The organism is Acinetobacter sp. Leaf130 (genome assembly GCF_001423205.1).
GTDB classification, from domain to species: Bacteria; Pseudomonadota; Gammaproteobacteria; order Pseudomonadales; family Moraxellaceae; genus Acinetobacter; species Acinetobacter calcoaceticus.
Map to the genome: position 1 here is coordinate 1,554,799 of NZ_LMOE01000001.1, position 25,268 is coordinate 1,580,066.

Below are 25,268 nucleotides of genomic sequence, written 5' to 3' on the forward strand. Positions count from 1 at the left end.
AAAAATAGTTTTATAGTTATGAGCATGATAATAAGCTAAACAAAAAGAAATGATACAATGGCGGGATTATCATTTGGATAGTTGGGTGAGCTGATTTAATCCTTAGAATTTGATAATGAAATTGTATACAGTAAGTTTAGAGAATTTTATTAAATGAAAAAATTAAACCTCTTCAAAAGAAATATAGTACCAAATGAATTAGCAGAAACTATTTCACTTAGTTTGATTTTTTATATCGTTTTAGCGTGTTTTGCATTATGTATTGGTCTCGCTCTTACCACAATATTTGGAACAGCTGAGCCAGACATTCCTTCAGTGATATCAAATATGTTTGTCTGGTCAGCCACTTTAATTTCCCCTTTAGTAGTAATACTATTGATTAATTCATGGAAATCTCAGAAAAATTATGAATTAAAGAAAGAATATGCTTCAAATATTTTAAAAGATACTCATTCTATTGAATTGTATTTGATTGATACGATTGCTTTGATTAAAACAATGCAAGATATAAATAAGTATCTAGTTGTATATAAAAAATACTTTCATTACCAACCTATGGATGTGTCGGAAGATTTACAAAAATCTTATGCAAATATTAAAATATTTAATGAGTTATATGATAAAAGTTTTGGTGAAAAATTTTCTAAACTTCAAATTTATAGCCATGCTATTGATGAGAACATTAAAGAATTAATTTCTGCATATTCTGTTTATTTTGAGTCTCTTGTTAAAGAGTTACCTGATTTATTAAAGAATGAAAACCATAATTTCAAGAAGCTTTTTCCATATGAAGACTTTCCTATAAAACTTACCAATGAAATAGGGCCCGTTAATATTTGTTTATCCGAACCGCTAGAAATAGAAATTCAAGATAAAAATACTGGAGAATTTAATTGTTATGCTAAATTCACTTCTTTATCTAACCTAGTTGATGAAACAAAAATACTGCTTAAAGACCTTCAAAATAGCTGTATAAACTCTCTTAGGGTTTAGGTATGGGATAAATTATGTGTGCAAATTATGAGCCTATATCAAAAGATCGGGTACACCTTTTAGATTTACTCGAACCTACTTTCGACTATAAAGCGGATATTTATCCTGGTTATGACTGCCCTCTTATTTTTAGCAATAATGGGAATATAGAATGGAGATCTGTTAAGTTTGGTTTGATTCCAAAATGGAAACATGACCTTAAATATTCTCGCTTTACTTATAATGCTAGAACCGAAACTGTTTCTACACTACATAGTTTTAGACATGCATGGGCTAAAAGTCAGTTTGCACTAATACCTGTAGAAAAGATTTATGAACCCAAATATGTGAACGGGAAAGCAGAACGTTGGGGAATTTATCGTGAAGATCGCATGCCATTCACTGTGGCTGCCATTTATGAATCTACAATAATTGAGGGGCAGCAAGTTAGATCTATGGCTATGCTGACTATCAATGCAGACAATCACCCTTTCATGAGCCAGTTTCATAAACCTGAGGATGAGAAAAGATCGATCATTGTTATTCCAGAAGAGTATCGAGAAGATTGGTTGAACTGTAAAAAAGAAGATGCTGATCAATTTTTCTTTGAAATGCCGATCGGTGAATTTTCTACATCCTCTATTAGACGCTTACAAATTTAATTAATAGATCTTCGTTCTTCACGAGGTATTGGTCCTTCATGCAGAATTACACGATCGACAAGTCTATTGATTCTTGGATTGTTGTTATAGAGAACATTCAACATCCTTTCTAATATTACAAATGAATCAAATAAGTCTTCTAATTTAATATCATCATCTTCGTGACTTCCAGCATTCCCCAGCCATTTTATTGCTAACATTTGGCTCTTAATCGGATGCAATGGATGGGATTCATTTATTGAGCTTATTCTTTTATTAAGTGAAATGAACCTATCATGAGAGTCTCTTCCCGGGATATTGTTCAATGTTAAAATGACTTCTATTGCAGCTCTAATTTTATTTACTGCACTACTAGGAGATACTGGCGTCAAATCAAATGCATATAAAACAATGCCTTTAACTTCACCTGGTGTAGTTTGGGGAATATTAAAATAATTTATAGCTGGCAAGAAAAACTTAGGAACAAAGAAGCTTTCATAATAAGCGTCTTCTGGCTCACCATATTCACCATGAGAATATATAAGCTCTTCACCGCCTATTCCAACTGATTGAACAACCTCCAAACAATGAGGATTGGTACATCGATAAACTACAGAGTAAGAGTATTCAATCCATTCAGGCTCAAATTCATCACATTTGCGCAATTTTTTACTATTTTCTTTTTCTACTTTATTAAGAGATTGTATATCAATTACCAGACAAGATCTTATACAAATGGGGCAATTAAATGGAACCTCATCATTGACATGAAATTTTTTAAGATACTTGATTGCATTCATATTTATTGATTTTAAATTGACATATTTAATTAAAGTTTAACCTTAATTAAAATTAAAAATCCATAAACGATTCATCAATTTCCTGTATTTCATCAAAATCAGTTTGAATTTTAGTATAGCTCTAGGCATAAAAATGGGCGTTTCCCCTATTCCAGATCAAAGATATTGTTCAGCAAAACAAGATAATCGTACTTTCAAACAATTATGCAATGTATGCAGAAATGTCTAGACATTTTCATAAAATTCTGAGCTCGTACGTAACCGCAGAAGAAGTTGAGCCTTACTCAATAGATTAGTGTTTCGTTGATTTTATTAGAGAAAGATCTCGTCTAGTTGGTCTACAAACTTACTGTTAAAAAAACCAATTAGAATTAAAAGCATTACCAAAATATATGGCTGAGCTAAGTGAAGAACAATCTCAAAATTTAAGACTGGAATTGGCAAAAATATATTTTAAAGGATATTCAGATTACACAGAAAGTAAAAGTGATACAGCTACTGCAAGTCAAATAAGCTCTTCATTAGAACAAGTTTCAAAATAAATAGTTGAAATTAAGAATATTATTTCAAAATAGATAAATAGCCCTCAAAGGAGGGCTAAAATATAGTTATACAGATTAATTATTTAATCAGATTCTCAAATAATATTTATTAAATGATTAATCTACCGATAACTTTTCATTTATTATTTTAAATTCATTTTGAATAGAGTCAAAGCCATATTTATTTTCAAGTCTTTTAATAATAAAATGGCCTAATGCTATATCTTGATAGTAGTCTATAAAAAGAGTATTTATTGTGGCACCAGTAATTGCACCCACAGCAGGGATAATTTGTGTAGCAACCTTTCCAGTTATTGCTATACCAAATTTTTGTGTGACTATTTCAACAAGCTTCGCCATAAAAACTCCAATTTGTGCAGGAGAAAGACCTTTTAGCATTGCTTCTTTTAAAACTGTTTTGCCAAACTCCTTGTTAAATGATTTTAAAACTTCATTAATTGCTATACGTGTAAAATAATATCCCGTATCTGTTCCATCATCTGACTTAGTTGGTCCACCAAAAGAAAAGACCTCTAAGCACATTCTTTTAGTCTCCATATCAGTAATATCAAAGCCTTCACTTCTTGCAATATCTGCAACGGCTCTCATAATAATGGTTATGGAAATTGGAATTTCTACTACTAATGCAGGAGCTCCAAAAATACCCCCTATTGCGCCAGTACTTGCTGCTAAGAGTTTATGCTTAATAGTTGAGGATTCCATTTGCTTATTATTCATTGTTTTTACAGCACCATCTATTGATTTTATTAATGCTGATGAAACAGTTCCTTGAATTGACTTTTTTAATTTTACTGGAAGTTTTTCAACTGCACCCTCGATAGGACTACCAATTATATTAGAAATTTGAGCAGTGATACTAGGGGTAGTTAAAAGCTCGACAGCTTTTTTTAGATCATTGTAGTCTTGTAAATTTTCCTGAATTTTCATAAGTGCAAGAATATAAGTGAAGTTTATTAAGTTAAAAGTATTGATAACATGTATTAGGTATTTTATCTATATTTAATACTATTCTATTTTCTTATACCAAATAATTACCTTACATATATTTTAGTAAATATCAATATTACTTATCGCATGTACTATATATTGCTGTGCAACCTAAAAGCAGAATGCACAGCAATACAATAAATCTTCATTATGAAATTCGATTAGCTATCCAGCCATAAAAGAATTGTTCTTGCGTGGGATTGCGTTCACATATTTCAATATAACGCTGCCCTTGCATAATATTAAGAACTCGAACAAGCACTTTCTCTCCGTCTTTCCCCCGTTTGGCCAAATAGGTTTTTAGAGCTCCTAATGTTGTTGATCCATAGACACCATCAATCACAAGATCAGGAAAACCAGCTTTACCTTGGTTATTCAGCAAGTTCAATGCACGTTGTAAAAGTGGCTTTGTAAATCCAGTACCACAATTAACGCCAGTGTCTAAAATCTCTTCAGCAACTAACGAGCTAATTACATTCACCTGATCAAATCGTGGATCTGTCCAATACTGTTTCCGATAAATCGATTTAGCTACATCAAGCGGCAAATCTTTCATGTTGCCCTTAAAACCATTTGCTCGAGCAACTGCTTCAGTAATGCCGTACTTGGTTGCTCCTCCTCGATCCGCTGGATTATTTACGTACCCACCTTCACGTTTAATAAGTTCTTCAAGATATTGTTCAATGTTCATTTCAATTTTCCTTTAGACGTAAAAAAAGCCACCGGAAGGTGGCTTGAAAGTTGTGTTGCTTATTGCTGCTTTGTATCTTCAGACTTCTTTTTCTTTTCAAGTTCAGAACTACCAAAGTAATAACCGCAAGCCATAGACATAGCCCCTGCAATAAAACCTAAGGCAGTGTTGATTTGAGTGCTATTTTCACGTGGCATTTCCACAAAAAACAAGGCAATCACCAATACAAACATTAATGCTACAAGAGCAAATGAAAGATAGGCTCTAGTTTGTTCACTGCTCATCGTTATCACCTTTTAAACGTTTTTTAGTCAGCTCATATTGCTTCGTTTGAAGCGCATGAATCTCGTCCTTACGCTTTTCATCTCGCTTTTTGAAATAAAGATTCGTTAGGTAGGTTGCTATACCGATTAAGATTGAAAAGACAACGGCCCAATCAATTTTACCTATTACACCGATCAAGCTGCCTCCTACTACATAGCCATAAGTAAATTTTGTTGCAGTCGCGGCAGCCGTACTTGCAGCCGCTTCGACTACACTATTTGTTTGACCGTTCATACATGCCTTCCTCCAGATCATAGGCAATAAAAAAGCACCCGAAATGGGTGCTCTAAGTACTTTCAAAGTATTAAAGGGTTTGTAAGATTTTCCCTCCATTTATCAATTTAGTTGTAAGAGGTTCCACTCCGATAATTGCCGTACCACCTGCTCCTGGTTGGCCTTCTGTTGTGCCATGGTATTGCCAGTTCCATGTTCCATCATTCGTTGACTTGGTACCACGCTGTCCCCAGCCTCCGCCATCACCGGATAAAGGGGGTCCATAACGACCATCATTTGGCGTTCTATAACCTTTACCCGATATCTCAGCTTCAGCATCAGTAACTTTTACTACTAATAAATACCCCCCTTCCAGATACCAGCGCCAATCCTGAGTATCATTGTAAATCGGCTGACCAGTCATAACACGACCAAACGGTGCACCGGCTCCTCCAGGAACACCCTGCACTCCATAACCTAGCTCGGTATAAATACCGCTTGGTGTAGCCCCGCCTCCAGAGCCACCTCGAGCCAAAGTTCCTCCGTCAATAATGAGATTCAATTTGCTATGTCGATTCATTAAGCCTGGTGCACCTTGGAATCCATCACGACGTGTTTTGGTGAAGTTGTAATCAGGATCCGTAGACCACGCACCAAAAGCAAGATGAGGCAAACCGCCATCACCACCACGACCAACTACTGAACCTTTAATCGTGAGATTTACAGTAAGACCAGAAGGAAACTCTCCTGTATCAATCGCTGGTAATTCAGGAGCAGCTGGAATAATAAATTCTCTTCTTGCAGGGCTGTCATGATAATCAAACTTATATACCATTCGTGTTTCAGGTCGAAGTGAACTGGAACTCGAAACCAAAGCACCAGCTTCAACAATAAAGCTAATTTCTCCAGTCGTTGGCAAGTCACCTCTTTGCATCTGATACAAACGTGCAAGATTAATATCGAGCTGGTCATAACGGATGTAAATCGGAGAGTTATCAATTGGTACGTCAATAAAGTCTTTATCGTTTAGGTAATACCGAACATCGTAATTTACTGCTGTAACGGTATTTGAGAACTTATCAACCGGATCTTTTTTAGCTACCAGATAAGGTAATGAGTCTTTTGTATCGTCATTAACAACCGTATAGATTGTATTCACAAAATCATCGGAACTCAGCTTTAAAGCGCCATTTGGCAACCGTCCTAAAACTACTTTGTTCTTAGCAGATCCAGCAGTAATAGGAAGTAGATCAACGGTACCATCACCCATTTGTAAATAAATCACGTAACTTTTGCCTGCTATGAAATCAACATCATGGCTTAGAGTGAGAATTAAGCCCTCTTGTTTCACCACATCACCACTTTGATGGATGCCATTTCGATAATCAGCTACAGCAATACGGTCACGTAAAACCAGTAATTCCGATTCTGGCGCTGCATCAAAGGTAATGGATTTGCGCTGAAAGCGGAGCTTGTTCCACAACCGATACGCATTAAAACGGGCTTGCCATTTATTTCGTACACCAACAGATTTAACCTCTTTAGGGTTCTTGGCTCCCTTATCCGGCAAATAAATATTGATACGGCTATCATCAGCCGGATCCGTATATTCATAGACCAACCCATCATAGTCATCCATCATGCCTAGCGTTAGATCATGCTTATAACTATCTGGGATGATATTCCTGAAGTTAAACAGCAATACCGAGTTATCAGTTGGACGCTCAAAGTAGATCTTTAGCTTGTTGTTCTGACGATAAGCAGTACAAAACACCGCATCACAAAGGTTGGTAACTAGCTCTTCAAATGAAAGATTCGTATCATCAATCGTCGTACAGAACTCGGCTGCTAAGGGCGTACCGAAGTAATCGACAATATCGTTATAAGTACGATAGATGTTTTCAATATCAATCTCATCGACCGTTCGGCGGCCAATCTTGTCATCGAGCGTCATTGATACCAGTGCATCTGCAAAGCTTGAAGTTGGAAACAATTCTGTCGTCATTGCTCCATTTTTATAGGTGGGCAACATCCGCTGAAGGTCAAAATTGATCTTGCGTGACTTAACAGATAAAGCTCCAGTCGTTGCATATGTACGTGCACGAAAAACCGTTTCATGTTCATACATCGTGCTTTGCAATGGAAATGCACCGTATAAGGCTTGCCACTTCACTTCATCAACTACAGTCGTCACTGCTGGAGTTGGAGTTAAACGTCGAGCACGTACGCTACAGCGCCCTTGAAATGTAACCATATCCAGCGTTGCGCCAACCGTCTGGCGTGATTTCGCGGAGCCTTTAAGAATGATCTGCTTTAGCATTGGATTACCAATAGCTGCGCCAGACTCATTAACTGGAGTTACTTCAACTTCAATCGTGACATTGACTGCCGCCTGATTGCCTCCTGAAGAGACTGTATAAAGCCCATTATTCGCCACAAAATTAAAGATGACGCGATTACGTTCAATATTGTCCAGGATAAACGGGCCGATCCATTTCTCGCCAATAGATGAAAGCTTTGGTGAGGCAGCAGCTGTTTGCTGGTTAGTGAGTTCTTTTACCTTTAGCCAGTTCGGATTAACTGCTGCCGGGTTAGACAAAGCCATTCGATCATCAGCAACGGATAAGACGCTGTAAGTGCCGTTTAAATCGTATGTTTGCCCGTTATAAGTAAAAGAAGCATTAGTAATTTCTACACGGTCATTACTGACAAATTTAGTCGTTAAATCGGTATTGTTAGCAGCTGCTCGAAGGATCTCATTGGGATAAGCAAAATGAAGATAATTGGTGCCTTCCAGACTTTGAGTGTCCGCAGGTCGCAAGATCTGACCATTCACCGAGTTTTGGTGCTGGACAGTTAAAGGCGGCGTAGTAATTTCGCTACCGAGCGAAAAATAAGGCTGTCCAGAAACAATATCGACACCTGGTCGAAAGACCTCTACCGACGCGCCTGCAATATCAACAATGTTGGTTTCACCATCGTAAGCACCTTTGATGTGATAATGGCCACGCCCAATACAACCAACAAGATGTTCAACTTCAACGTTGTTTTCATAGACTTTGTAAGGAACTGCAATTAAATCGGGCGTATCCCAAGCAGCCCCATAAATATCAGCAATACGGCCATTTACCCGCATTTTGTTTTCGCGATTTGAAAGCTCATTATTTGCAGATGATGATTGGTTGTTATTCTGAGTAGTTTGGGCAATTGACGGCGCGGGCATTAAAAATGCAATCGCCACACTTAAAACAATAGAAACAATAGCAGCAATAAGCGCAGGCATACCTTTTGGGTTTTCTATCACAATGAAAGTGCCTGGCAAGAAATCAAGCTGCTTTAAGTCATAAGCATTCTTCGGTGTAACTTCATTGGCAAAAGAGATCTCCGCATGATCCATATTGCTTGATGTATGAAAAATACGGACATGTTCAGGCAGATATTCATATTTTGAAGTAAGCCATTGCCCGATAGTTTCGGCATGTTCAATTGTCTTCTCTTCAGATAATGGATCTTGTTTATAAATAATCTTAATCATAGTAACTAACCCGACTAAACCCCATTGCTTTAATGACGTCTTCAGCTAAATAAGTGACTCCACTCTCCATGAGGTGTAAAACCTTCTGCCCACGAAAAAGCCCCACATGCGGGGGCTTATTTCTTTGTCTCGGATGGAAGGCGACTATGCAGCCTTCCTTGGGCATGGGCAGAGGATTTAAGAGTTTTAATCGTGAGACTTTAAATTCGATATGGCCTTTAGGTTGCATGAATAAATCCAAAGCTTCACTCCGATCTACTCCATATAGATCTAGAGCGGCTTCATGTGCAAAGTGAACACAGTTGTAGTGCTCTTCGTCGTATTGCTTATCAAGCAAATGATCATGACTTTTCATACAGCCCCCTTCAGCCCACTAAACCGATCTAATGAAAAAATGTCACCAGTTTTGGAAGTATTTAAACGAGGGGATTCAGCTTTAAATGTCACGGCTTTATTGTTCATTGAAACTCCAGCAAGTTGAAGGCCAAGCAAATAATGGATTGGTGTATTCAAGTTATCTGAACTATAGAGCCGATAATTAACAGTAGGTTTCACATCTGCAAATTGACCTTCCAGCACACGCTCAAACTCATCTGGCAATATATCGCCAAGACCAGAAACTGAGACAGTTAAAGTCTGGTCCAGATCACCTAACATTCCGGATCTTTGAATCGTTAATGGTAAATATTCATAGTAGAACTGGCCTGACCCTTCTTTGTGCTGTACATAGACACCTCTATCGTCATTACGAACGACACGATAAGTGTTTAGAAAAGATGGATGTGATAGCTCAATACACTCCAGTTGATAGATATCGACTTTACGATTGAGAAAGAACTTGGCGTATTCGTTATCCATTAGACCTCCCAATCTTTGATCAATGCTGCATCAGCTATAAGGTTCGGCTGGTTCTGAACAACTTCAATCTGAGCGGTTACCCGGTAAAGATTTCCATTTACTTCATTAGTCTTGAAAGACTCGGGAATAAAGTTGCATTGGTATTGCTGACGTGTGCCCTGATCAATGACCAGATCCGCATAAAACGATGCTGGTTTGCTTTGGTATACACGCCAGAAAGCCATCATTTTATTGAAATCTGTTTTACTTAAATTCCAGTTCACATCGACAATATGGCTATTACGTTTTACATCGATGTAATAGCGCCCTCGACCTCCGTCCATCTGCTGACGCTTTACATCATCACCTGGTGTTACGCCATAGCCATTTGTTTGAGGATTTAGCTTTAACTTGTACATAACTTTCCTTCAGGCAATAAAAAACCACCTCAAAGGGTGGCTTTAAAATAATTTCAAATCACTATAGCTGAGCTAATTCCTTACTAATAAGCTCAGATTCAAATACTGAATATTCTGCTACTTTCCTTGAAACTGCTTGTTCCATTCTATAATCAGCTTTAGTTCTTAGTTTTTTTAAACTAGTAATTCTAGAATGTAACTCTAATGCAGCTTCATGAGATTCATTCTTGTCTTGCGAATTAGGATACCCCTTTAAACGACTAATAGTTCGAACATGTACCCCACCTTTCTGATTCGTTTCTTGCCACATCAATCTATTTTCAACATGGTCAATTAATTCATAGAAAGTGAAATAGTAAGCTCTACTTACAATATTCCTTAATTGAATATGTTCAATCTTGCTTACATTGGTAAGCATCTCTTTACAGTAGTCTAGGGTATCCTGATTACTCATCAACACTCTCATCAAATGGTAAGAACAAATAAGAAACTTTATTCAGTTCATCCAGTAACCCAGATGCATAACATTTCCGCGCTAACAATTTATTTAGATCAGAAATGGTCTTAAAATCTTTGTCTATAAATACAGTAACTAAGAATTCCTCCTCAATATAGCTATACTCTACAGATTGGCATTTTGATCCACTGTTAAGAATAATATTATGTACAATTTCTAAAATAGCAATTAACGATGTTTTGCTTATCTCTAATTCATCTTGAATTAATTTGAGATGTAAAAATACTTTATGGATTTCATGATCGTGTTTAAATAAATCTGACTTATCAATATTTCCACTTAAAAAAAACTCAAGCTCAATCCAAGTCGGCAAAGTTTCTCTTAATTCTAAATTCAGTTTCCTCGAAATATTAATTATTTTTTCATTTACCTCGACAGCCTTCACATAATTAAATGTTTGATTAAAAATATAATGTAAATTTCTTAATACTTTTAAGTCATTAGAATTCAGAAAAATTTCATTTGCTAATTTGTCAGCTACAATCAAATTATTAGCATATAATTCAACCAAGCTTTTACACATAAGCCACCAGTCCTCAGGTGTAATGGATTTTGCCTCGTTAAGTAATCGATTACATCTAGCATATTTGAACTCACTAAGAATTTCTGCTGGTTTTAATTCGGTAAGAAGTAAAACAAGTTCATCTATTTTCTTTAAAGGTACTGGTTGAGACATTTTCAATCAATGAAAACTGTAAAACCAATACTCTACTAAAACTTTGAATAATTTTAAAGAAAATGCCGTTAAGACATTTTCTTTAATTATCTATCGATTTCTTCTTGCAGTTGTATTCTCAGTCAATGAGCGGCTGATTAGAGAGTTTGGATTTTTAATATCCTCGCTTACTAATCTTGGTACCGCTTTTGGAAGTTGCTTATCCAGTTCTTCCCTTACGATGATCCGGACAGTTTTCTCATCCAGTTGTTCGGCTTCAACTATTGCACCGCTAACCTGATTCACAACTTCAATCTTGAAATTGATAGTTGGAGAAGATTGCTCAAGAGAAGGCATAAACTCAGCTTGAGGGCGTGGAGATTGCCCTGAGGTAAAGTCCTGCACATCTTCAAGATTTGATCTATCTTGGACTAAACCATTTGAAGAGAAGTAGACTTTGCCATCATGGAATAGATCTGAGTTCGCCATGTTAGATGGGTTGGCTGCACTAGCATTACCTTTATAAATAATCTGATCATCTTGATAAGACTGATTAAAGATGTTCGAAATATCTCTACTTTGGCTAAATGCCCGTGAACTCTGATTAGCCCGATTCATGACATTTTCAAAACTGGTATTGTATTGAGCATGGTTCGAAATAAATGAATCTGGACTTGTGGCCCGTCTCATTTGTTCAACTTTCTCAACTCCTCCCCATTTTTTAATATCATCCTGAGACCAGACAATCTCGCCCTTGTGCACAGCTCCAGCAATATCATACTTCTTACCTTTCCCTGTATAACCACCATCAGCAAAGCCTTTGGAAGGATCCAGAAGAATAGGACTTGAATTACCACGTTCTCTGAAGATCGAAACTTCCTTCAGCAATTCTTTCTGAGCATTCTGAACTGTGCTGTTTGAAACAGAACTATTTAGAATTTTCGAGTTAGAGAAATTAGATACGTTCGATTTATTAGCAATATAGGATTTACTACTTTGAATCGATTTATCCAGAACTTTGCTTAAGCTTGAGTTATTCCCAGCGTACTGGTTAGTAATGTTCTGCACATCACCCGATCTTGAAACCGCATCTTTGCTTGGCTTGAAAGCATTAACGATAATCTGATTCTCTCGAGTAGGTTGATTAAAAATATTCGAGATAGTTTGATTTTCATTAAAAGCTTTTGAGCTTAGGAATGAACGATTAAAGACATTTTCTGCTGAAGTGTTGTTAGTGGCATGGTTATTAATAAATGCTTCAGGGCCTGAGCTCTTACGCATATTCTCAACCAATCCAACACCACCCCAACGTTTAATATCTTCTTGCGACCAGACCACCTCGCCTTTATGGACAATACCAGCAGGTTCGTATTTACCACCAGATCCGGTGAAACCACCATTAGCAAAGCCTTGATCTTTAATTGCCCGGATGTTTGCAACCAAACTTGCTGTACTAGCAGCCACACTAGCCATAGCAACTAAGTTGTATGGAAATGGATTTGCAGATGCTTGTGCGATACCTTGTTGAATTGAAATCATTGACTGAGCAATAGCAAATGCTTTATTCGCAGCAAACATGATTTTATAGGCTTTAGATTGTTCACCAAACATAGAACCAAACGTCGATGTAAGTGATCCCATCATTTGTTGTCCATACATGAGTTGCAAGTTCAATCTATCTTGTTGGTGTTTATCCTCTATCTCCTGAACACTTTGCGCATATTTAGTCGCAATTAATGCTCGTTGTTCCTGAGCTGTCTGAATAATTGCAGTTTTCTTATTTTCGAAATCCTGCTGACTAATGAGTTGCTGCTCAAATTGTGCATTTAACGCATCAAGTGAATTCTGTTCATTTAAATTAACCACTCCTATTTGACTATCGAAAAAATTTGTCGCGGAGCTCATACGACTAGATCGCTCCTGATCCTGTCTATAAAACTCACTAGTGCCATTCATATCAGCCCGAACGCCACCCCATGTTTGTCCAGCTTTTGTCGCCCGATCAAGTGTTTCAAGCTGCTCTTGTGATTTCGATAAAGCAATTCGCTTTCTTCTTTCTTCCTCATCCTTTGCAGTTTTTTGGATTTCAAGGCGCTCTAATCTGTAACGTTCTTGCATTGCTTCTGTTTCAGATAGCAGAAAAATACGAGCCTGTAATAAACGCCGTTCTTGAGCTAATTTTACTAATGCAATCTCTTGTTTTAGTTGTTGAGCTAAGATATCAACGGCTTCTTTTCGCTGTTCTTTAGTCAACTCTAAATCATGTTCAGCATCAAACTGCCGTTTAGCAAAACTTTCTTTTAAAAGCTGTTCTTCGCTCTTAGTAAAGTCACGAAATGAATCAAGCTTAGTTTTTGTTGCTTGCTCAGCAATGGCAATATCATTATCCGCTCGTGCTTGCAGCTCTGCTTTAATTTCAGCTTTACGCTCAGGGCTAAAATTAGCCTTATCAACATCTTCAAGATTTTTGGCCAGATCATTTCGAATCTTTGTTACTTGATTCGCAACATCATTTTCTAACTTAAGCCTGAGATTAGCTTGTTCTTCAGCCAGCTTAGTGGAGTCTTGAATAAGTTTATCGAAGTCTTTTGATGAAATATCACCAGCTTTAAAACCATTTGCTCCAGCTGTATACGACTTTACGTTTGCAAGATATTGCTTAGTTTCTTTAAATCCATCTGCCTTTCCGCTTCTTACATTACCTGGACCAGCGTTGTAAGCCATAACGGCCTTATTTACATCACCACCAAACTGTTTAAGAAGGTCTGAAACATACTTAATCATTCCATTAACGCTAGATTCTTCACTTCTAACATCAACACCATACTGTTTGGCTGTAGCTGGCATAAATTGTGCCAAACCTTGAGCACCGACTGGTGATGTTAATAATTTGCCTTTACGATAAGTATCTCCCCTACTTTCCTGCATAATCATGCCCTCAATCAGGCCTTGAGGGATACCTGCTGCTGCTGCCTTTCCAGAAATATTATATTTACTAGATAAAGCCTGAACTTTGGCATTTACTGATAGTACTTTTTGCTGTTTCGATAGCTCACTTGTAGTTTCCTTTAATGCTTTATTCTTAGCATCAATTACTTGCTTGTTCTGTTCCTCAATATCTAGCACCTGCAAGCCTTTTTGAGCTATTTGATAGGTGTATTCAACACCCTCCTTTCTCGCCCAATTTGCACTTTTAAGTAGCTCCTCTGCTTGTTTTTCGGTAAAGCCCTTTGCGAGAGCAAATTTCATAAAATATGCATCATATTCACGATCATAAAGAGAATCGGCATATTTCTTTTGTGCATTTTTTGCAGCTAATGCAGCCCTCTCATTCTCATTTAAGGACTTGGTATTTTTATCAACTCCGACAATGGCATTTTCAGCCTTATTTCCTGCAAGTGTTACCTCAATACCAAACAGGCTATATGTTTGTTTTGTCTTAGCTGCTGTTTCTGCTGCTTCATCATAAGCACTCACTTGTTTAAGCAATGCATCCCGTAAATCGGGCGGAATCTTTTCACCCTTTAATTGCTCAATTGCCTCAGTATAAGAAATGGTGCCAAGTCGTGCTTTATTTGAAATTTCAGCAACTTTAGCATTGCCCACTGCATAGTTCTGTATATTGATCAATGCCGACCCGACCGCCATTTCTTGCCGTTCTAACGCCTTGTTTTGATCTTCAATTGTCGCTGCTAAATCCCCTAATTTTTCCTTACGTTGTTCATCATTAAGGGCTTTGATTTCTTCCTTAGTCAATTTTGCAGCTTCAGCTTGCTCTTTTAGCTTTGCTGTAGCTTCAGCAGATTTACTTGAGAAATACATGTAAGTCGCAGCCAAAGCAGTCACACCTAATGTGATTGCCCCAATTGGACCACCAATCAATCCCCATGCTCCGCTTAATAAACCTGCCATTGAAGCGCTTTTACCTTGAGCTAACGTAACGGCCTTCGTTGCGTTCTCAACATTTTTGGCTGCAAGTACATATCTGGCACTAGCTGCGCTTGCTCCAAATCTGGCTTGAGTTTCGGCATTTGTTGCTCTTACATTCACCAAATGCGCTTCAGCTTCGGCCAGTGCTGCTTTTGCGCTTTCGATCGACTTTTGCTTTTGTAATTGTGAAGCAGCATTGTCAGCAACTAAGGACCCTACTTTGGTATTTAGAGCCGATACTTGTGTTGCAATTGCTTTGGTTAGTAATGCCGTACCACCCAGAATAGCTACATAAGAGATTGATTCTAAATTTTCGGCTAGAACCTTAATTGAACCAGATAATACTTGAGCTGCCCCGCTTCCCTGGCTAGCTTCTCCGACAAATTTAGTAATCTCATTATTAAGAAGAGTTAATGACTGGCTGATCGTAATATCAGTTTTACTAAATAATGCATCTACATCAGACTCTACATTTCTAAGAGCTTTTACAATTTCTTGTGATGTAATTTTTCCTTCAGCTGCAACTGAACGTAACTCACCTACAGTAATTCCCATACCCTGAGCAATAGCTTTTGCTAAGGCCGGAGTTTGTTCCATGACAGAGTTCAGTTCCTCACCACGCAATGTACCGCTTGCGAGTGCTTGTCCAAACTGCATCAATGAAGCATCTGCTGCTTCTGCAGTTGCTCCACTAATAGCCACTGCTTTTGATACTGTTTCAGTTAAACGCGCAGTGTCGTCCATTGTTAGATTTAAAGTTTTGGAATTGTCACTAAAGCGCTGATACACCTGTAAAACTGAATCCCAAGTTGAATAGGTATTTTGAGCAATCCTAAATGTATCTTCAGTCGCCTTATTTAGCTCCGTCTGGTCTTTAGTAACTAGCTTTAAACGGTTTTGTAACCCTGTATAAGCATCAATTTTAGTAATGGCCGCATTGATCGTAACCAATCCTGCCATATACCCAGCCAAAGCCTTAATTGAAGTGCCAAATGAGTTAGCCGCTTTTTCCTGTTTATCCAGCTCATTGGTTGTAGCTTTAATTTCTTGAGCAAATTTATGATTTTGTTGAGTTGCTTGCTTAGTAACTTCAACCGTTTTTTGAACTGAAGTATTTGAATTATTAACTGTGGTATTAAAGTTCTGAACAATGTTATTGGTAATAGAAAGCTGTTTCTCCATATCTTTTGATGATTTAGAAGCGGAATCACCTCGAGCAGTAAATTTTGACAATTCTTCTGCCAAGGCTTTGACATTACGTTCAGCATTCTGTGAATCAATAACAATGACTAGACGGGATTCTTGTGTCATTTTACTTTCCTCTAGGCAATAAAAAAGCCCACAAGAGGTGAGCTATGAATTTTGGGTAATAAAAAACCTACTCAGTGAGTAGGTTCTGTTTAAGTTAAATATAATTACTAAGCTGGGCAGTTAAACCAATTGGGCCTTGCAAGAAATCTCTGTCCATTAGACATGGCTATCACCGAACAGTCTGCATCGATCAACGGCTCATTTTGCAGGTTCCTGAAATCTAACAATCGAGAGATATCTCGTGCTGCTTCATTCGCTTTCACTACTAAGTGTGAATAATACGCGAACTTCTTCATATCAAGCATTTTGACAGCTAGCAGAACTGGAAAGATTTCATCATTTTCTATTATGACTGCTTCAGTAAGCTTGCGAACCAGCTCGTATGCTTCTTTATCAAACAATGAACCTTGTGACTTCTTCTCTGCACTACTGTACATAGCAATCAAATGATGAACATATTCAACCGCTACGGGAATCATGTCATAAGGAATTTCATCAATACTATTTGTACCAAAACGTTGATTGATAATTTTCCATGCATCACTTGAATTTAGGTGTTTAGTCTTAGCCACAAGTAAAGCATGTGCATCATGTAGTGGAGTGCGTTCTGATTTGTGGGTTTTGGCAACTGGTTGCCCAATCTCTTTGTCAAGAACATCAAGTACCCATTTTCTGAACTGCTTTGCTACGGAAGTACGGGCAAAGAAAGTAATGAGATGACACCCTCTTGGATTAAAAACCCTTACAGTTTTAAGTAAGTTTTTATCTTTCTTCGAGACACTCAAATTGAGGGTCTCGATATTTTCAACTACCCTCAAATTGAAGGTCGTTGTCATTTCATTAGTAAATTCATCTTTGTTCCGCTCATAAATCTGAGTTACTGCATCAGTTTTGGCATATCCTAATGCTTTAGCTAATTCGCTTGCGGTTAGCCAAATTTGCTGATTATGCTGAACAGGTTGAAAATTTACATCATTAAAGCTTAATGCTAAACTAGACATCGTTAACTTACCTCGTAATTGTTGACTTCAATTAAGCCCTGTCCGCCAAGATCATGGGCTTTTTTGTTGTCTGTAATAATCATGCTTTCGCTACGTTTTGTTTTGCTCTAGCTTCTAACCATTCTTCAATAATTAAAACAAGCTGAGCTGTTTGTGTTCTACGATCTTTGACTGTTTCAATCTTAAATCGCTCCAATGTTTCTTCAGGTATCCGAAAGTTTACCTGAGGGTCCTGTTTTGCCATTTCGGCCTCCATATAGCACATGATGTAAAATAACATCACAATCAAATTAAAGCACGTGCTATACAATAAATCAACTATAAACCTATAGGTTTTGACTATTTTTTTATAGCACCCTATAGTTAGCAAATACTAAGTTTTCGTTATGACTCTATGGCACGCACAGATCCGCAAGTTAATTTTAGAATACCCGCCGAACTCAAAGACAAATTAGACGATGCTGCTAAAGAAAATGGCAGAACACTTACAGCAGAACTCATACTTCGCCTTGAAATGACTTTTGAGCATGATGATCAAGTACAAGACTTACAGGGAAGAGTTGATCAATTAGATAAAGATGTAGATTGGTTGAAAAAAAATTTACTAGATGTAATGCAAGATGCGGGGCTGTATGACCCAAATCAGCAGAACTAAAAAAGCACCCTAGGGTGCTTTTTTACGAATTAAATCAACTTGGGGTCTTGATCTCACCTTTTAGACACCCATCAAGAACCTGTAATGCAAAAGCATCGCTATTATTACTTTTATATCCTTCATCTATTGTTTTAAAATAAATTTTACGATCTTCTTCTGTGTTTGCATCAATTGTATTTTTGGATGTACCTACAGGGACGCCTGCTAATTTTGATTTAACAACAGCAGCAGCAAAATTTGAATACGATACACAAGCATCCTTTTTTGTGTTGTCTAGTTTGCTATTACTTTCACAATGAGCAATCCATCCTCTAGCAAAGCTCTGAGGATCATCAGAATCCTCATCATAAAAAATAGGCATTTCATTAGAAATATAAAACCTCCTAAATCCTATATACCCACCATAGCTATTTTTAGCGTTTACCTCACCACAGTATCCTTTCACATTTTGAAATTGTGCAGAGCTTGGGTCTTTTAATGAATTTAAAACAATTTCTTTTGTTTTATTTTCTGTTTTTTGGCACCCAAACAAACCAAAAATTAAACTTAATAAAATAATTTTTTTCATTTTAATTAGCTCACTTAGCAGGTGCTTTATTTAGCAACTGATCAACCAGTTCATTAATTTTTGTTTCAGTACTGCGCCATTTATTCGGGGCTAACCCACCATTTCCACGTAATCTAAAGGAAGCTTCGGAAACTTGTCTTCCATTTTGTAAAAGATTGAATTGAGCAGCAACCATATATGGTGCCATATCCCAAGAACGAGTAGCTGTATAGTTTAAAGTAGTCTGACAAAGACTTAAGTTATCAGTATCTTTATAAGTTTTTGCGTCAATATTATAGCGAGTAAAACTACGCTCTACGATTTGATTAAAATCCTTGATGATAACTTTTGGGTTATCGATAATACAAACCTGTCGAATAGAGTCTGGGTTAAAACCAGTAGCATTATTAACTTGTATTGATGTACACCCCACCAACCCTATACTTACTAAGCAAGCAGCCAATATTTTCTTCATGAATTTTCACCATTTGTTATAAAGTGTACCAACTTTAACAAACTGGTTACTAAATGTCACATAGAGAAAAACCACCCGAAGGTGGTTTAATTGTTATTCATATTCTTATTGAGCTCACGCCCAATTGTTGAACCAATATCTTCACCCGTATTAAAAAGATATTTATAAACTTTTGGGCCTATTAAAATTAAGAGAATTATTAAAGTAATTAGCCAGAAATATTTTTTCATTTAACACCTGTGATTAACTTTAAAACATGAATGTATCAAACATATTATTCAAGTCTTAAGTGATAAAAATCAAACACAATTAACTACAAAAGTTTTTTTATAAAAGCTAATCACCTCCTCAAAGTCTCTTAATAGGATCGCCTCTGTGTAGAGATTCGGTGAAAGCTTGAGCAGAGCTGGCATGTACTGTTTTTTGTAGACATCAGGATAGGTATTGCACAATATCTCCCGCTTCCGTTGAAGTGGAATATCTCGATTTTCTAGGTCATCGAGCATCTTCCCTATTTCTTGATCCGCACTCATGAATTGCGCTTCAACTGAAGGAGGCAGTGCCTTACTTTCAGCTTGTTTAGTGCAGCTAACTAAAACCGCCAAAGAAATAGACAACCCCAATGTATAAAAAAGTTTTCCTAACATATTAATTTTCAATATAAATTATCGCCAACATTATACATTTCCACATATCAAAATTCATTAACTAAAATAGCCATCATGAAGATAGCTATTTCTTACTTTTTGGGTTTGGTTGAAATTTTCTTATGGGCTTCTTCAATAAATAAATTGTCTAAAGCAAAGATACAGTCATTAAAGATATGAGCATCAACAGGTAAATCATTATGCTCAGCATATACATTGATTGCCTGCTGATCTAAGCATAACGGTACGCTTTGCTCATATCGTCTAGATCTAATAATCGTGCTATAGGCTGCTAGAATTGAGTCAGCCGCATAAGAATATTCTGGTGGATCTGGAATATGTCCACCTAAGAACTTGATTTGTTCGATTTCGTGCGGCGTTTTCGACGCATAGGTCTTTTGGTACTTGTAGAGTTCGATGACTTTCCCAGAATCGTCGCCTTGTCTTTGTCAGCTTCTTCCTGAATTTTTTGCGCCTGCTCTTTAACGAATGACCAGATCAATAGTCCAATATCACCAAGGTTAAGAAGCTTAGAAGCATTTTCTGGTGTATACGGTTTTTCAGATTCTACTGTTTCACCTTCTTCAACTTCAGCGAAAACAACGCCTTTCCAGTCTTCAATTAAATGAGCGCCAGCCGCATCTAATAAAAGCTCATGATAGAGCTTGCTGTTTTCATCTCTCACCATTACATCATAGCCTTTTGATGAAATTTGATTGCCTGCTTTTTCTAATGCAACTTGAAAAGGTTTATAGCCGATACCACGAATTTTAAACTCTGCTTGTCCACCTGCAGTTTCAAACGTACACCACTTCGATACTTCTGAACTTCGTACAATTCCAACTTTTAAAGCCATAACTACCTCGAATATTTAGGAATAAAAAAGCCCATGGGATTCCATAGGCTCTAAGGTTGATTAATTTGAATTACACAAGAGCACGCACAATTGTTGGGGCTGTTCGTACTTGAGCAAAGTTAATATCTAAAGTGATGATGTCATCACCACCACCATCCGGGTGATTGGCTTCCATGACTTCTAATTGCGGGAAGTTGAACGAGTATTTACTCCCTTTACTATCTTTGATGTCGAAAGTCAGGGTAAATACATCACGGGTTTTAATGGCATCAATCCAGCCTGCTGCTGTAGCCGAGAACATGAATGAAGCATTCGCTTCAATATCCATCATCTTCTCTAAGTAAAACTCTGGAGTGTATTTGCCTGAACCGATACAGCGGATCGCTTCGAGGTTGTTATTGATTGAAAGCGTAAGTGACTGCATACACGCTTTACCTTGAATTGACTGGCCATTAACTAGCAAGTTTTCAACGTTTGGCATGCTAACCAATGGACGGCTTGATGCTGCTACTGGATTCGTAACTGGGTTTACTTGCTGACGGGTAAATGAATTACCAACTAAACCAAAGTTACCTGTAATTTTGCCAGTGGTCTGAATCGTAATTTCACCAGTATTAACCTGAACGCCACGGTAAATAAAGATTTGTCCAACATCTTCAAATACTTTCACTAATGTTAATGATTTACGGACTGTACCGCCAATTGTTAAGCTATTTGTCGCCCAGTTATTAAAGGCTAAGGCACTTAAGAATAGATCGAAGGTACCGAGAGATAATTCAAACTCTAACTGGCCTGCTACTTCAGCTTCAGTTACTACACCACCTTGACGATAACGTGAATCAACAACTTCGCTACTTTCTTCAGTAGAGACGTTTTCAGAAAGTCCATCCGTTACACGGCGAACTGTATACCAAATTGGGTTTGCTGGAGTCGTCCCTAATACTGCTTCTTCACAAGCATATAATCGAATTTTTGCGCCTGAACTCATTTATAGTTCTCCAAAATTTAGGCATAAAAAAACCCGCTTCATAAGCGGGTTGGTAAAAATAGAGGGTGTAAAAAACCCGCTAAATTAGCGGGTCTTTACTGGGTTTCTTCTGAGAGTTCTGGCGGTGCTATACCGACCATGGCAGCAGCTACTGCTTCTGATAAGTTAGTTAGCTGGAAGTCGACTGGAGTTTCACTCATCAGTTCTTCAGACTCCGATTCTGGCTCTTCATGCAGTCGGATATCAATCCAACGTGCTTCTGGAATTTCGATAGGGTTGTCGAGATCTGCAACTACTGCTGCAAGTTCAAAATCAAATTTACGTTTACAGGTTTTAATTGAAATGTCGCCATTTTCTAGAGTGTCATACACCACAGCAACGATTGTATTTCCGTTAGCATCTTTTGGCACTTCGATATACCAACCTTCCAGAGCAAAACCTAACGAACCTTTAAGCAGATACTCACCCACATCGACTTTCTCAAATTCAATCGGTTGTTTATATGCTTCTTCATTTAGTTCAATATGATCGCTAAATAATTTAACTATTGGCGAGGCTGCTTTAATAAATCCATTAGCATCAACTGTGGTATTTCTTGAACAATAGATTTTTGACCAAGTGTCCCACACGTTGTTATTTTTAATTCTAATTTGGGGGTTATAAGACTGAATGGGATTCCAAAGTTGAATACAATAATTTCCAGATAATGCTGCCAAGTTAATGCATATACCCTGATTAGATCCAACTGCACCAGGAGAGACTGAGCCAGCCCACTCTGAAGGTGTTGCAAACATACAATTTACTTTTTTGTCATTTGCTTCACTTGAACTGGCAGTGACCATAGGCGAAGAAACACCCCATCCAAATGCACCAACTTGCATTACATTGCCAACTTGCTCACCAACGGCTTTAGTAGCAGCATCTCTTAATCCCTGAACCTGGGTCCAATCAGGTGTTAAGTTTGGAATACCAGATGCAAACGGCAGCATAAATTGCCGCTTACCTTGAGCAGAGTTATATTGAAATGGCCGATGATCCCATGAAAATTTAAAAACTAGATTTGCCATTATGCTGTTACTCCATCAATCACCTGAAAAGTCAAAGTTTCAGTATGTTGAATAACACCGCCAACTACGGCTTTAATATCCATTTGGCACAAACCCAGAGGCCATGCAGCTGTGCTTGCTCCCGATTTCACGTTAAGCCAACCTTTTTGTGTACTTTGGTTCAATGGAGCACAAGTCAATGTGGCTACTGCTGCACCATCCACCAATGATTTAACTTGTGATGTAAATGTATAGCTTGTTAGGTCGATGGCTCGGCGAACATCATCAGGTGGATATTGCAATGCATCATCGACATCGACCAACTGCAAATTCAAGTTGAATGTGTCACCACGCTTAAAACAAAAATTGCTCATAAGTGATTCCTGTAAAAATAAAAAAACCACCGATGAGGTGGTTTTGTTGGGTTGCGTTTCTAGTAAGATAGCAATCGAGAACTTTGGCTTAATCTACTGTTCTATGGGTCAGATATTCAATTTTGTATTTCAGATTCTTGCTGCATACATTCTTGCTCGATGTCACTCATAAAATTCGACATCACCACCATTTTCCCGGTTACATCTGGAGTTATAGGGGCTTTATACGCTTTTTGAATAAGTTCATTAATTTCATTTTTATTGTATTTTTCATCAACTGAGCGAAGTTATTTTATGAGTTGGTTTTGTTTTACCCCATCCTGTCTCAAACCCATAATTGAAAATGCTCTATTCGCCAAAATGAAACAATGATCTCCTTCGTCTTTGCTAAGAACTTCTTGCAAACTATTTGTTTTATCATTGGCAATAGTTACAGGTGAAATCAAAATTAAAGGCAGTAGAATCAATTTTTTATTTATACATTTCACTTTATTTTACCCTAAATTCAACTCTTATAATCTTAGCGTAAAAATTATCATCATCCATATAACCTTTAGCTTTAATTTGATATTCATGATTCATATCAATTCACCGTAAATCCAATGGTCACATTGTATTGCACAAAGTCAGCATCTTTCCCAGCGTCAATCGATTCGCCCTTTAAACACTCTAAACCATCAATCGAGTAATACTCAAAATGCGCGAGTAATGCATCACTCAGAACTGTCAGAGCTTTTTCTCCAGTATGGAGTCGATCGAAGCATTGAATCATGATATTACCAGTACGACGGGTACAAGGTTTATCAGCAATACCTGAAGTAAAGCTGGCTCCGCCTGCTATCTTTAAACGACACCACAAGCCTTCCTTTGGCACTGTAAAGCCTGGTGCATTTGGATACTGGATTCTATCCTGGGCAATACCAGTAAAGCTTTGCATACGATCGATAATTGCTTGCCTAGTCTGCTCTAAAGTCATTGCCATCTTAACCACCATACTTTTGAGAAATAAAGGTAAAGGTAGTGTTATAAATACCTTGTGGTGCTTGATCAGACCAACCATTTTCTAAACGTTCTGCATAAGGTTGGTTATTCTGTATGTAGACCAAATTACCCAGCTTAAACTTAACGGCTTGAATAGCTGCATCTTGCACGGCATTTGTTTCAGGCCCACGTACACCATAGTCACCAGATCCAATCGAAACAATATGAGAAGCACGATAAGCACCCGTATCAACGGGACTTGAAACGACTAAAGACTGAACAGCATCCATGGTAATTTTCTTTACCTTTTCCTCTGCTGTTTTAGCCACATCAAAACTGAAATCAGTTGGCTTTTTCCCCTTCCATCCCATCATTTACCTCACTTTCTTCATACATTTTAAAAAGGTCTTGTGCAATCGCTTGAATTGAATATGCTTCAAATTCTGAACTAGGCTCTTTTTCTCCCATGAGCTTTTTAACCTTCTGCCACACATGAACCGCTTCATGTAAAAGCAATCCGTAAACCTCAATCAAATTTCTTTCTGAAGTGTCGCCAAGTTGGACAACTGCATACGCACCATTAGAATAAAAATCAACTTGTGCCGCTGCAGCTTCAACAGACAAGAACATATCAACCTTATTCATGTCTTCGAATAACAGATCCATATGAAGCTGATTTCTAGCAAGCGTGTATTGAACATGTTGGAATGGTGAGATATGCCATAAAGGAACGTAATCTGTGCTAACCATCGTCTAACCTATCAACTAGGCAAAGGCGTTTCAGATGCCTCTCTGCCATCAAATGCGTTATGAATAAAAATGCCATCCTCATATTTTGGATGGCATTCACAGTGAAAGAATGAATGTGGTTTTAGATCATCATCAGGTACCACCTGAATGCTGTCATAAAACTCATGTACGCTCCAAGTCATTAAACCTTCCTCAACTGACATTTCCAAATAGTTGCTGCTGGATCCTGTTGAATATGTTTGACACGAAATGCCCCCAAGGGTGTAACCCACTCATCTTCCATTTTAGGTACCATAGTCACTTCATTTTGAAGCACGGTCGCTTTCTTATCTGTGGCCAGCACTCCAAGCGTTTGTATTTCATATTGACTATATGAGCCAAACAGAACGCCACGGCCTGAATAGTTTTCTTTAACTTCAACATGAGTTTCTGTCTTAGGATCCCAATTCGTTTTAGAAATCCGCTCACATGTAAAGGTATGAACGGCATCTGCTAAATCTTCATTAAATGCTTCAGCAATATCTGCCTGAATTTCGTCACGTAAGCCCATTAT

Annotated in this window: 30 protein-coding genes and 1 pseudogene; 5 read left to right on the plus strand and 26 right to left on the minus strand. The window is 37.6% G+C overall.

The window, feature by feature from the left end:
- Window positions 1-153: 153 nt before the first annotated feature.
- Window positions 154-993: a hypothetical protein gene (locus ASF86_RS20030; RefSeq protein ID WP_081407570.1), complete on the plus strand. Its 840-nt coding sequence runs from the start codon at window positions 154-156 to the stop codon at window positions 991-993.
- A 14-nt stretch (window positions 994-1,007) separates the two neighbouring features.
- Complete coding sequence (locus tag ASF86_RS06795; protein WP_056480682.1) at window positions 1,008-1,634, plus strand: SOS response-associated peptidase family protein; 627 nt, start codon at window positions 1,008-1,010, stop codon at window positions 1,632-1,634.
- On the opposite strand, the gene ASF86_RS06800 is transcribed toward ASF86_RS06795, so the two are convergent.
- On the minus strand, window positions 1,631-2,413 hold the full coding sequence (locus ASF86_RS06800; protein WP_056480683.1) for a DUF4145 domain-containing protein: 783 nt from the start codon (window positions 2,411-2,413) through the stop codon (window positions 1,631-1,633). The genes ASF86_RS06795 and ASF86_RS06800 overlap by 4 nt on opposite strands.
- A gap of 106 nt (window positions 2,414-2,519) precedes the next feature.
- Here ASF86_RS06800 and ASF86_RS19125 point away from each other — a divergent pair.
- Together ASF86_RS19125 and ASF86_RS19620 are read left to right on the plus strand one after the other, a co-directional pair.
- Window positions 2,520-2,706: pseudogene (locus tag ASF86_RS19125) on the plus strand (DNA polymerase V subunit UmuC); the annotation flags it as partial.
- A gap of 99 nt (window positions 2,707-2,805) precedes the next feature.
- Entirely contained in the window at window positions 2,806-2,955 is a 150-nt protein-coding gene (locus tag ASF86_RS19620) for a hypothetical protein (protein WP_155860157.1), read from the plus strand.
- A gap of 117 nt (window positions 2,956-3,072) precedes the next feature.
- Here ASF86_RS19620 and ASF86_RS06805 read toward each other — a convergent pair whose 3' ends face one another.
- The 13 genes from ASF86_RS06805 to ASF86_RS06865 form a co-directional block, all read right to left on the minus strand.
- Window positions 3,073-3,903 (minus strand): EcsC family protein, encoded by an 831-nt coding sequence (locus ASF86_RS06805; protein WP_056480684.1) that lies wholly within the window; start codon window positions 3,901-3,903, stop codon window positions 3,073-3,075.
- Window positions 3,904-4,111: 208 nt separating this feature from the next.
- Window positions 4,112-4,654 carry a glycoside hydrolase family 108 protein gene (locus ASF86_RS06810; RefSeq protein WP_056480685.1) on the minus strand — a complete coding sequence of 181 codons (543 nt, stop codon included), beginning with the start codon at window positions 4,652-4,654 and terminating at the stop codon, window positions 4,112-4,114.
- Between the two features lie 59 nt (window positions 4,655-4,713).
- Window positions 4,714-4,938, minus strand: coding sequence for a hypothetical protein (locus tag ASF86_RS06815; protein ID WP_056480686.1), 225 nt, complete (start codon window positions 4,936-4,938; stop codon window positions 4,714-4,716).
- Window positions 4,928-5,212, minus strand: coding sequence for a phage holin (locus ASF86_RS06820; protein ID WP_005042458.1), 285 nt, complete (start codon window positions 5,210-5,212; stop codon window positions 4,928-4,930). The genes ASF86_RS06815 and ASF86_RS06820 overlap by 11 nt, the downstream gene beginning before the upstream one ends.
- A 70-nt stretch (window positions 5,213-5,282) precedes the next feature.
- Window positions 5,283-8,726, minus strand: a complete 3,444-nt coding sequence (locus ASF86_RS06825; RefSeq protein ID WP_056480687.1) for a host specificity factor TipJ family phage tail protein — start codon at window positions 8,724-8,726, stop codon at window positions 5,283-5,285.
- Complete coding sequence (locus tag ASF86_RS06830; protein WP_056480688.1) at window positions 8,719-9,081, minus strand: hypothetical protein; 363 nt, start codon at window positions 9,079-9,081, stop codon at window positions 8,719-8,721. Before ASF86_RS06830 ends, ASF86_RS06825 begins: the two co-directional genes overlap by 8 nt.
- Complete coding sequence (locus ASF86_RS06835) at window positions 9,078-9,584, minus strand: DUF1833 family protein (RefSeq protein ID WP_056480689.1); 507 nt, start codon at window positions 9,582-9,584, stop codon at window positions 9,078-9,080. The genes ASF86_RS06830 and ASF86_RS06835 overlap by 4 nt, the downstream gene beginning before the upstream one ends.
- Complete coding sequence (locus ASF86_RS06840; RefSeq protein ID WP_056480690.1) at window positions 9,584-9,982, minus strand: hypothetical protein; 399 nt, start codon at window positions 9,980-9,982, stop codon at window positions 9,584-9,586. The genes ASF86_RS06835 and ASF86_RS06840 overlap by 1 nt, the downstream gene beginning before the upstream one ends.
- A gap of 61 nt (window positions 9,983-10,043) precedes the next feature.
- Window positions 10,044-10,436, minus strand: coding sequence for a hypothetical protein (locus tag ASF86_RS06845; RefSeq protein ID WP_056480691.1), 393 nt, complete (start codon window positions 10,434-10,436; stop codon window positions 10,044-10,046).
- On the minus strand, window positions 10,429-11,175 hold the full coding sequence (locus ASF86_RS06850) for a hypothetical protein (protein WP_056480692.1): 747 nt from the start codon (window positions 11,173-11,175) through the stop codon (window positions 10,429-10,431). The genes ASF86_RS06845 and ASF86_RS06850 overlap by 8 nt, the downstream gene beginning before the upstream one ends.
- 90 nt (window positions 11,176-11,265) lie before the next feature.
- Window positions 11,266-16,395: a tape measure protein gene (locus ASF86_RS06855; RefSeq protein ID WP_056480693.1), complete on the minus strand. Its 5,130-nt coding sequence runs from the start codon at window positions 16,393-16,395 to the stop codon at window positions 11,266-11,268.
- 107 nt (window positions 16,396-16,502) lie between these two features.
- Entirely contained in the window at window positions 16,503-17,396 is an 894-nt protein-coding gene (locus ASF86_RS06860) for a Bro-N domain-containing protein (RefSeq protein ID WP_056480694.1), read from the minus strand.
- Between the two features lie 79 nt (window positions 17,397-17,475).
- On the minus strand, window positions 17,476-17,640 hold the full coding sequence (locus ASF86_RS06865; RefSeq protein ID WP_056480696.1) for a hypothetical protein: 165 nt from the start codon (window positions 17,638-17,640) through the stop codon (window positions 17,476-17,478).
- A gap of 150 nt (window positions 17,641-17,790) precedes the next feature.
- On the opposite strand from ASF86_RS06865, the gene ASF86_RS06870 reads away from it, so the two are divergent.
- On the plus strand, window positions 17,791-18,051 hold the full coding sequence (locus ASF86_RS06870; protein WP_056480698.1) for an Arc family DNA-binding protein: 261 nt from the start codon (window positions 17,791-17,793) through the stop codon (window positions 18,049-18,051).
- A 34-nt stretch (window positions 18,052-18,085) separates the two neighbouring features.
- Here ASF86_RS06870 and ASF86_RS06875 read toward each other — a convergent pair whose 3' ends face one another.
- From ASF86_RS06875 to ASF86_RS06930, 12 genes are all read right to left on the minus strand, one after another.
- On the minus strand, window positions 18,086-18,619 hold the full coding sequence (locus ASF86_RS06875; RefSeq protein WP_056480700.1) for a hypothetical protein: 534 nt from the start codon (window positions 18,617-18,619) through the stop codon (window positions 18,086-18,088).
- Window positions 18,620-18,629: 10 nt separating this feature from the next.
- Complete coding sequence (locus ASF86_RS06880; RefSeq protein ID WP_056480702.1) at window positions 18,630-19,073, minus strand: Sbal_3080 family lipoprotein; 444 nt, start codon at window positions 19,071-19,073, stop codon at window positions 18,630-18,632.
- Window positions 19,074-19,372: 299 nt separating this feature from the next.
- A complete protein-coding gene (locus ASF86_RS06885) occupies window positions 19,373-19,720 on the minus strand; it encodes a hypothetical protein (RefSeq protein ID WP_056480704.1) in 348 nt (115 codons plus the stop codon).
- 346 nt (window positions 19,721-20,066) lie between these two features.
- Window positions 20,067-20,576: a hypothetical protein gene (locus ASF86_RS06890; RefSeq protein ID WP_056480706.1), complete on the minus strand. Its 510-nt coding sequence runs from the start codon at window positions 20,574-20,576 to the stop codon at window positions 20,067-20,069.
- A 70-nt stretch (window positions 20,577-20,646) separates the two neighbouring features.
- On the minus strand, window positions 20,647-21,564 hold the full coding sequence (locus ASF86_RS06895; protein ID WP_056480708.1) for a phage tail tube protein: 918 nt from the start codon (window positions 21,562-21,564) through the stop codon (window positions 20,647-20,649).
- A 95-nt stretch (window positions 21,565-21,659) separates the two neighbouring features.
- A complete protein-coding gene (locus tag ASF86_RS06900; RefSeq protein ID WP_056480710.1) occupies window positions 21,660-22,631 on the minus strand; it encodes a hypothetical protein in 972 nt (323 codons plus the stop codon).
- On the minus strand, window positions 22,631-22,984 hold the full coding sequence (locus ASF86_RS06905; RefSeq protein ID WP_056480712.1) for a hypothetical protein: 354 nt from the start codon (window positions 22,982-22,984) through the stop codon (window positions 22,631-22,633). The genes ASF86_RS06900 and ASF86_RS06905 overlap by 1 nt, the downstream gene beginning before the upstream one ends.
- 583 nt (window positions 22,985-23,567) lie before the next feature.
- Window positions 23,568-23,966, minus strand: coding sequence for a phage tail terminator-like protein (locus ASF86_RS06915; RefSeq protein ID WP_056480716.1), 399 nt, complete (start codon window positions 23,964-23,966; stop codon window positions 23,568-23,570).
- Between the two features lies 1 nt (window position 23,967).
- Window positions 23,968-24,336 (minus strand): hypothetical protein, encoded by a 369-nt coding sequence (locus ASF86_RS06920; protein WP_056481782.1) that lies wholly within the window; start codon window positions 24,334-24,336, stop codon window positions 23,968-23,970.
- Window positions 24,308-24,715, minus strand: coding sequence for a hypothetical protein (locus tag ASF86_RS06925; RefSeq protein ID WP_056480718.1), 408 nt, complete (start codon window positions 24,713-24,715; stop codon window positions 24,308-24,310). The genes ASF86_RS06920 and ASF86_RS06925 overlap by 29 nt, the downstream gene beginning before the upstream one ends.
- Window positions 24,716-24,726: 11 nt before the next feature.
- Window positions 24,727-24,897 (minus strand): hypothetical protein, encoded by a 171-nt coding sequence (locus tag ASF86_RS19790; protein ID WP_171252325.1) that lies wholly within the window; start codon window positions 24,895-24,897, stop codon window positions 24,727-24,729.
- On the minus strand, window positions 24,897-25,265 hold the full coding sequence (locus ASF86_RS06930; RefSeq protein ID WP_056480720.1) for a hypothetical protein: 369 nt from the start codon (window positions 25,263-25,265) through the stop codon (window positions 24,897-24,899). The genes ASF86_RS19790 and ASF86_RS06930 overlap by 1 nt, the downstream gene beginning before the upstream one ends.
- Window positions 25,266-25,268 lie beyond the last annotated feature (3 nt).

Coding starts and splice junctions, on each gene's coding strand:
- ASF86_RS20030 (WP_081407570.1), top strand. CDS start 154: ATGAAAAAATTAAACCTCTTCAAAAGAAATATAGTACCAAATGAATTA.
- ASF86_RS06795 (WP_056480682.1), top strand. CDS start 1,008: ATGTGTGCAAATTATGAGCCTATATCAAAAGATCGGGTACACCTTTTA.
- ASF86_RS06800 (WP_056480683.1), bottom strand. CDS start 2,413: ATGAATGCAATCAAGTATCTTAAAAAATTTCATGTCAATGATGAGGTT.
- ASF86_RS19620 (WP_155860157.1), top strand. CDS start 2,806: ATGGCTGAGCTAAGTGAAGAACAATCTCAAAATTTAAGACTGGAATTG.
- ASF86_RS06805 (WP_056480684.1), bottom strand. CDS start 3,903: ATGAAAATTCAGGAAAATTTACAAGACTACAATGATCTAAAAAAAGCT.
- ASF86_RS06810 (WP_056480685.1), bottom strand. CDS start 4,654: ATGAACATTGAACAATATCTTGAAGAACTTATTAAACGTGAAGGTGGG.
- ASF86_RS06815 (WP_056480686.1), bottom strand. CDS start 4,938: ATGAGCAGTGAACAAACTAGAGCCTATCTTTCATTTGCTCTTGTAGCA.
- ASF86_RS06820 (WP_005042458.1), bottom strand. CDS start 5,212: ATGAACGGTCAAACAAATAGTGTAGTCGAAGCGGCTGCAAGTACGGCT.
- ASF86_RS06825 (WP_056480687.1), bottom strand. CDS start 8,726: ATGATTAAGATTATTTATAAACAAGATCCATTATCTGAAGAGAAGACA.
- ASF86_RS06830 (WP_056480688.1), bottom strand. CDS start 9,081: ATGAAAAGTCATGATCATTTGCTTGATAAGCAATACGACGAAGAGCAC.
- ASF86_RS06835 (WP_056480689.1), bottom strand. CDS start 9,584: ATGGATAACGAATACGCCAAGTTCTTTCTCAATCGTAAAGTCGATATC.
- ASF86_RS06840 (WP_056480690.1), bottom strand. CDS start 9,982: ATGTACAAGTTAAAGCTAAATCCTCAAACAAATGGCTATGGCGTAACA.
- ASF86_RS06845 (WP_056480691.1), bottom strand. CDS start 10,436: ATGAGTAATCAGGATACCCTAGACTACTGTAAAGAGATGCTTACCAAT.
- ASF86_RS06850 (WP_056480692.1), bottom strand. CDS start 11,175: ATGTCTCAACCAGTACCTTTAAAGAAAATAGATGAACTTGTTTTACTT.
- ASF86_RS06855 (WP_056480693.1), bottom strand. CDS start 16,395: ATGACACAAGAATCCCGTCTAGTCATTGTTATTGATTCACAGAATGCT.
- ASF86_RS06860 (WP_056480694.1), bottom strand. CDS start 17,396: ATGTCTAGTTTAGCATTAAGCTTTAATGATGTAAATTTTCAACCTGTT.
- ASF86_RS06865 (WP_056480696.1), bottom strand. CDS start 17,640: ATGGCAAAACAGGACCCTCAGGTAAACTTTCGGATACCTGAAGAAACA.
- ASF86_RS06870 (WP_056480698.1), top strand. CDS start 17,791: ATGGCACGCACAGATCCGCAAGTTAATTTTAGAATACCCGCCGAACTC.
- ASF86_RS06875 (WP_056480700.1), bottom strand. CDS start 18,619: ATGAAAAAAATTATTTTATTAAGTTTAATTTTTGGTTTGTTTGGGTGC.
- ASF86_RS06880 (WP_056480702.1), bottom strand. CDS start 19,073: ATGAAGAAAATATTGGCTGCTTGCTTAGTAAGTATAGGGTTGGTGGGG.
- ASF86_RS06885 (WP_056480704.1), bottom strand. CDS start 19,720: ATGTTAGGAAAACTTTTTTATACATTGGGGTTGTCTATTTCTTTGGCG.
- ASF86_RS06890 (WP_056480706.1), bottom strand. CDS start 20,576: ATGGCTTTAAAAGTTGGAATTGTACGAAGTTCAGAAGTATCGAAGTGG.
- ASF86_RS06895 (WP_056480708.1), bottom strand. CDS start 21,564: ATGAGTTCAGGCGCAAAAATTCGATTATATGCTTGTGAAGAAGCAGTA.
- ASF86_RS06900 (WP_056480710.1), bottom strand. CDS start 22,631: ATGGCAAATCTAGTTTTTAAATTTTCATGGGATCATCGGCCATTTCAA.
- ASF86_RS06905 (WP_056480712.1), bottom strand. CDS start 22,984: ATGAGCAATTTTTGTTTTAAGCGTGGTGACACATTCAACTTGAATTTG.
- ASF86_RS06915 (WP_056480716.1), bottom strand. CDS start 23,966: ATGGCAATGACTTTAGAGCAGACTAGGCAAGCAATTATCGATCGTATG.
- ASF86_RS06920 (WP_056481782.1), bottom strand. CDS start 24,336: ATGGGATGGAAGGGGAAAAAGCCAACTGATTTCAGTTTTGATGTGGCT.
- ASF86_RS06925 (WP_056480718.1), bottom strand. CDS start 24,715: ATGGTTAGCACAGATTACGTTCCTTTATGGCATATCTCACCATTCCAA.
- ASF86_RS19790 (WP_171252325.1), bottom strand. CDS start 24,897: ATGACTTGGAGCGTACATGAGTTTTATGACAGCATTCAGGTGGTACCT.
- ASF86_RS06930 (WP_056480720.1), bottom strand. CDS start 25,265: ATGGGCTTACGTGACGAAATTCAGGCAGATATTGCTGAAGCATTTAAT.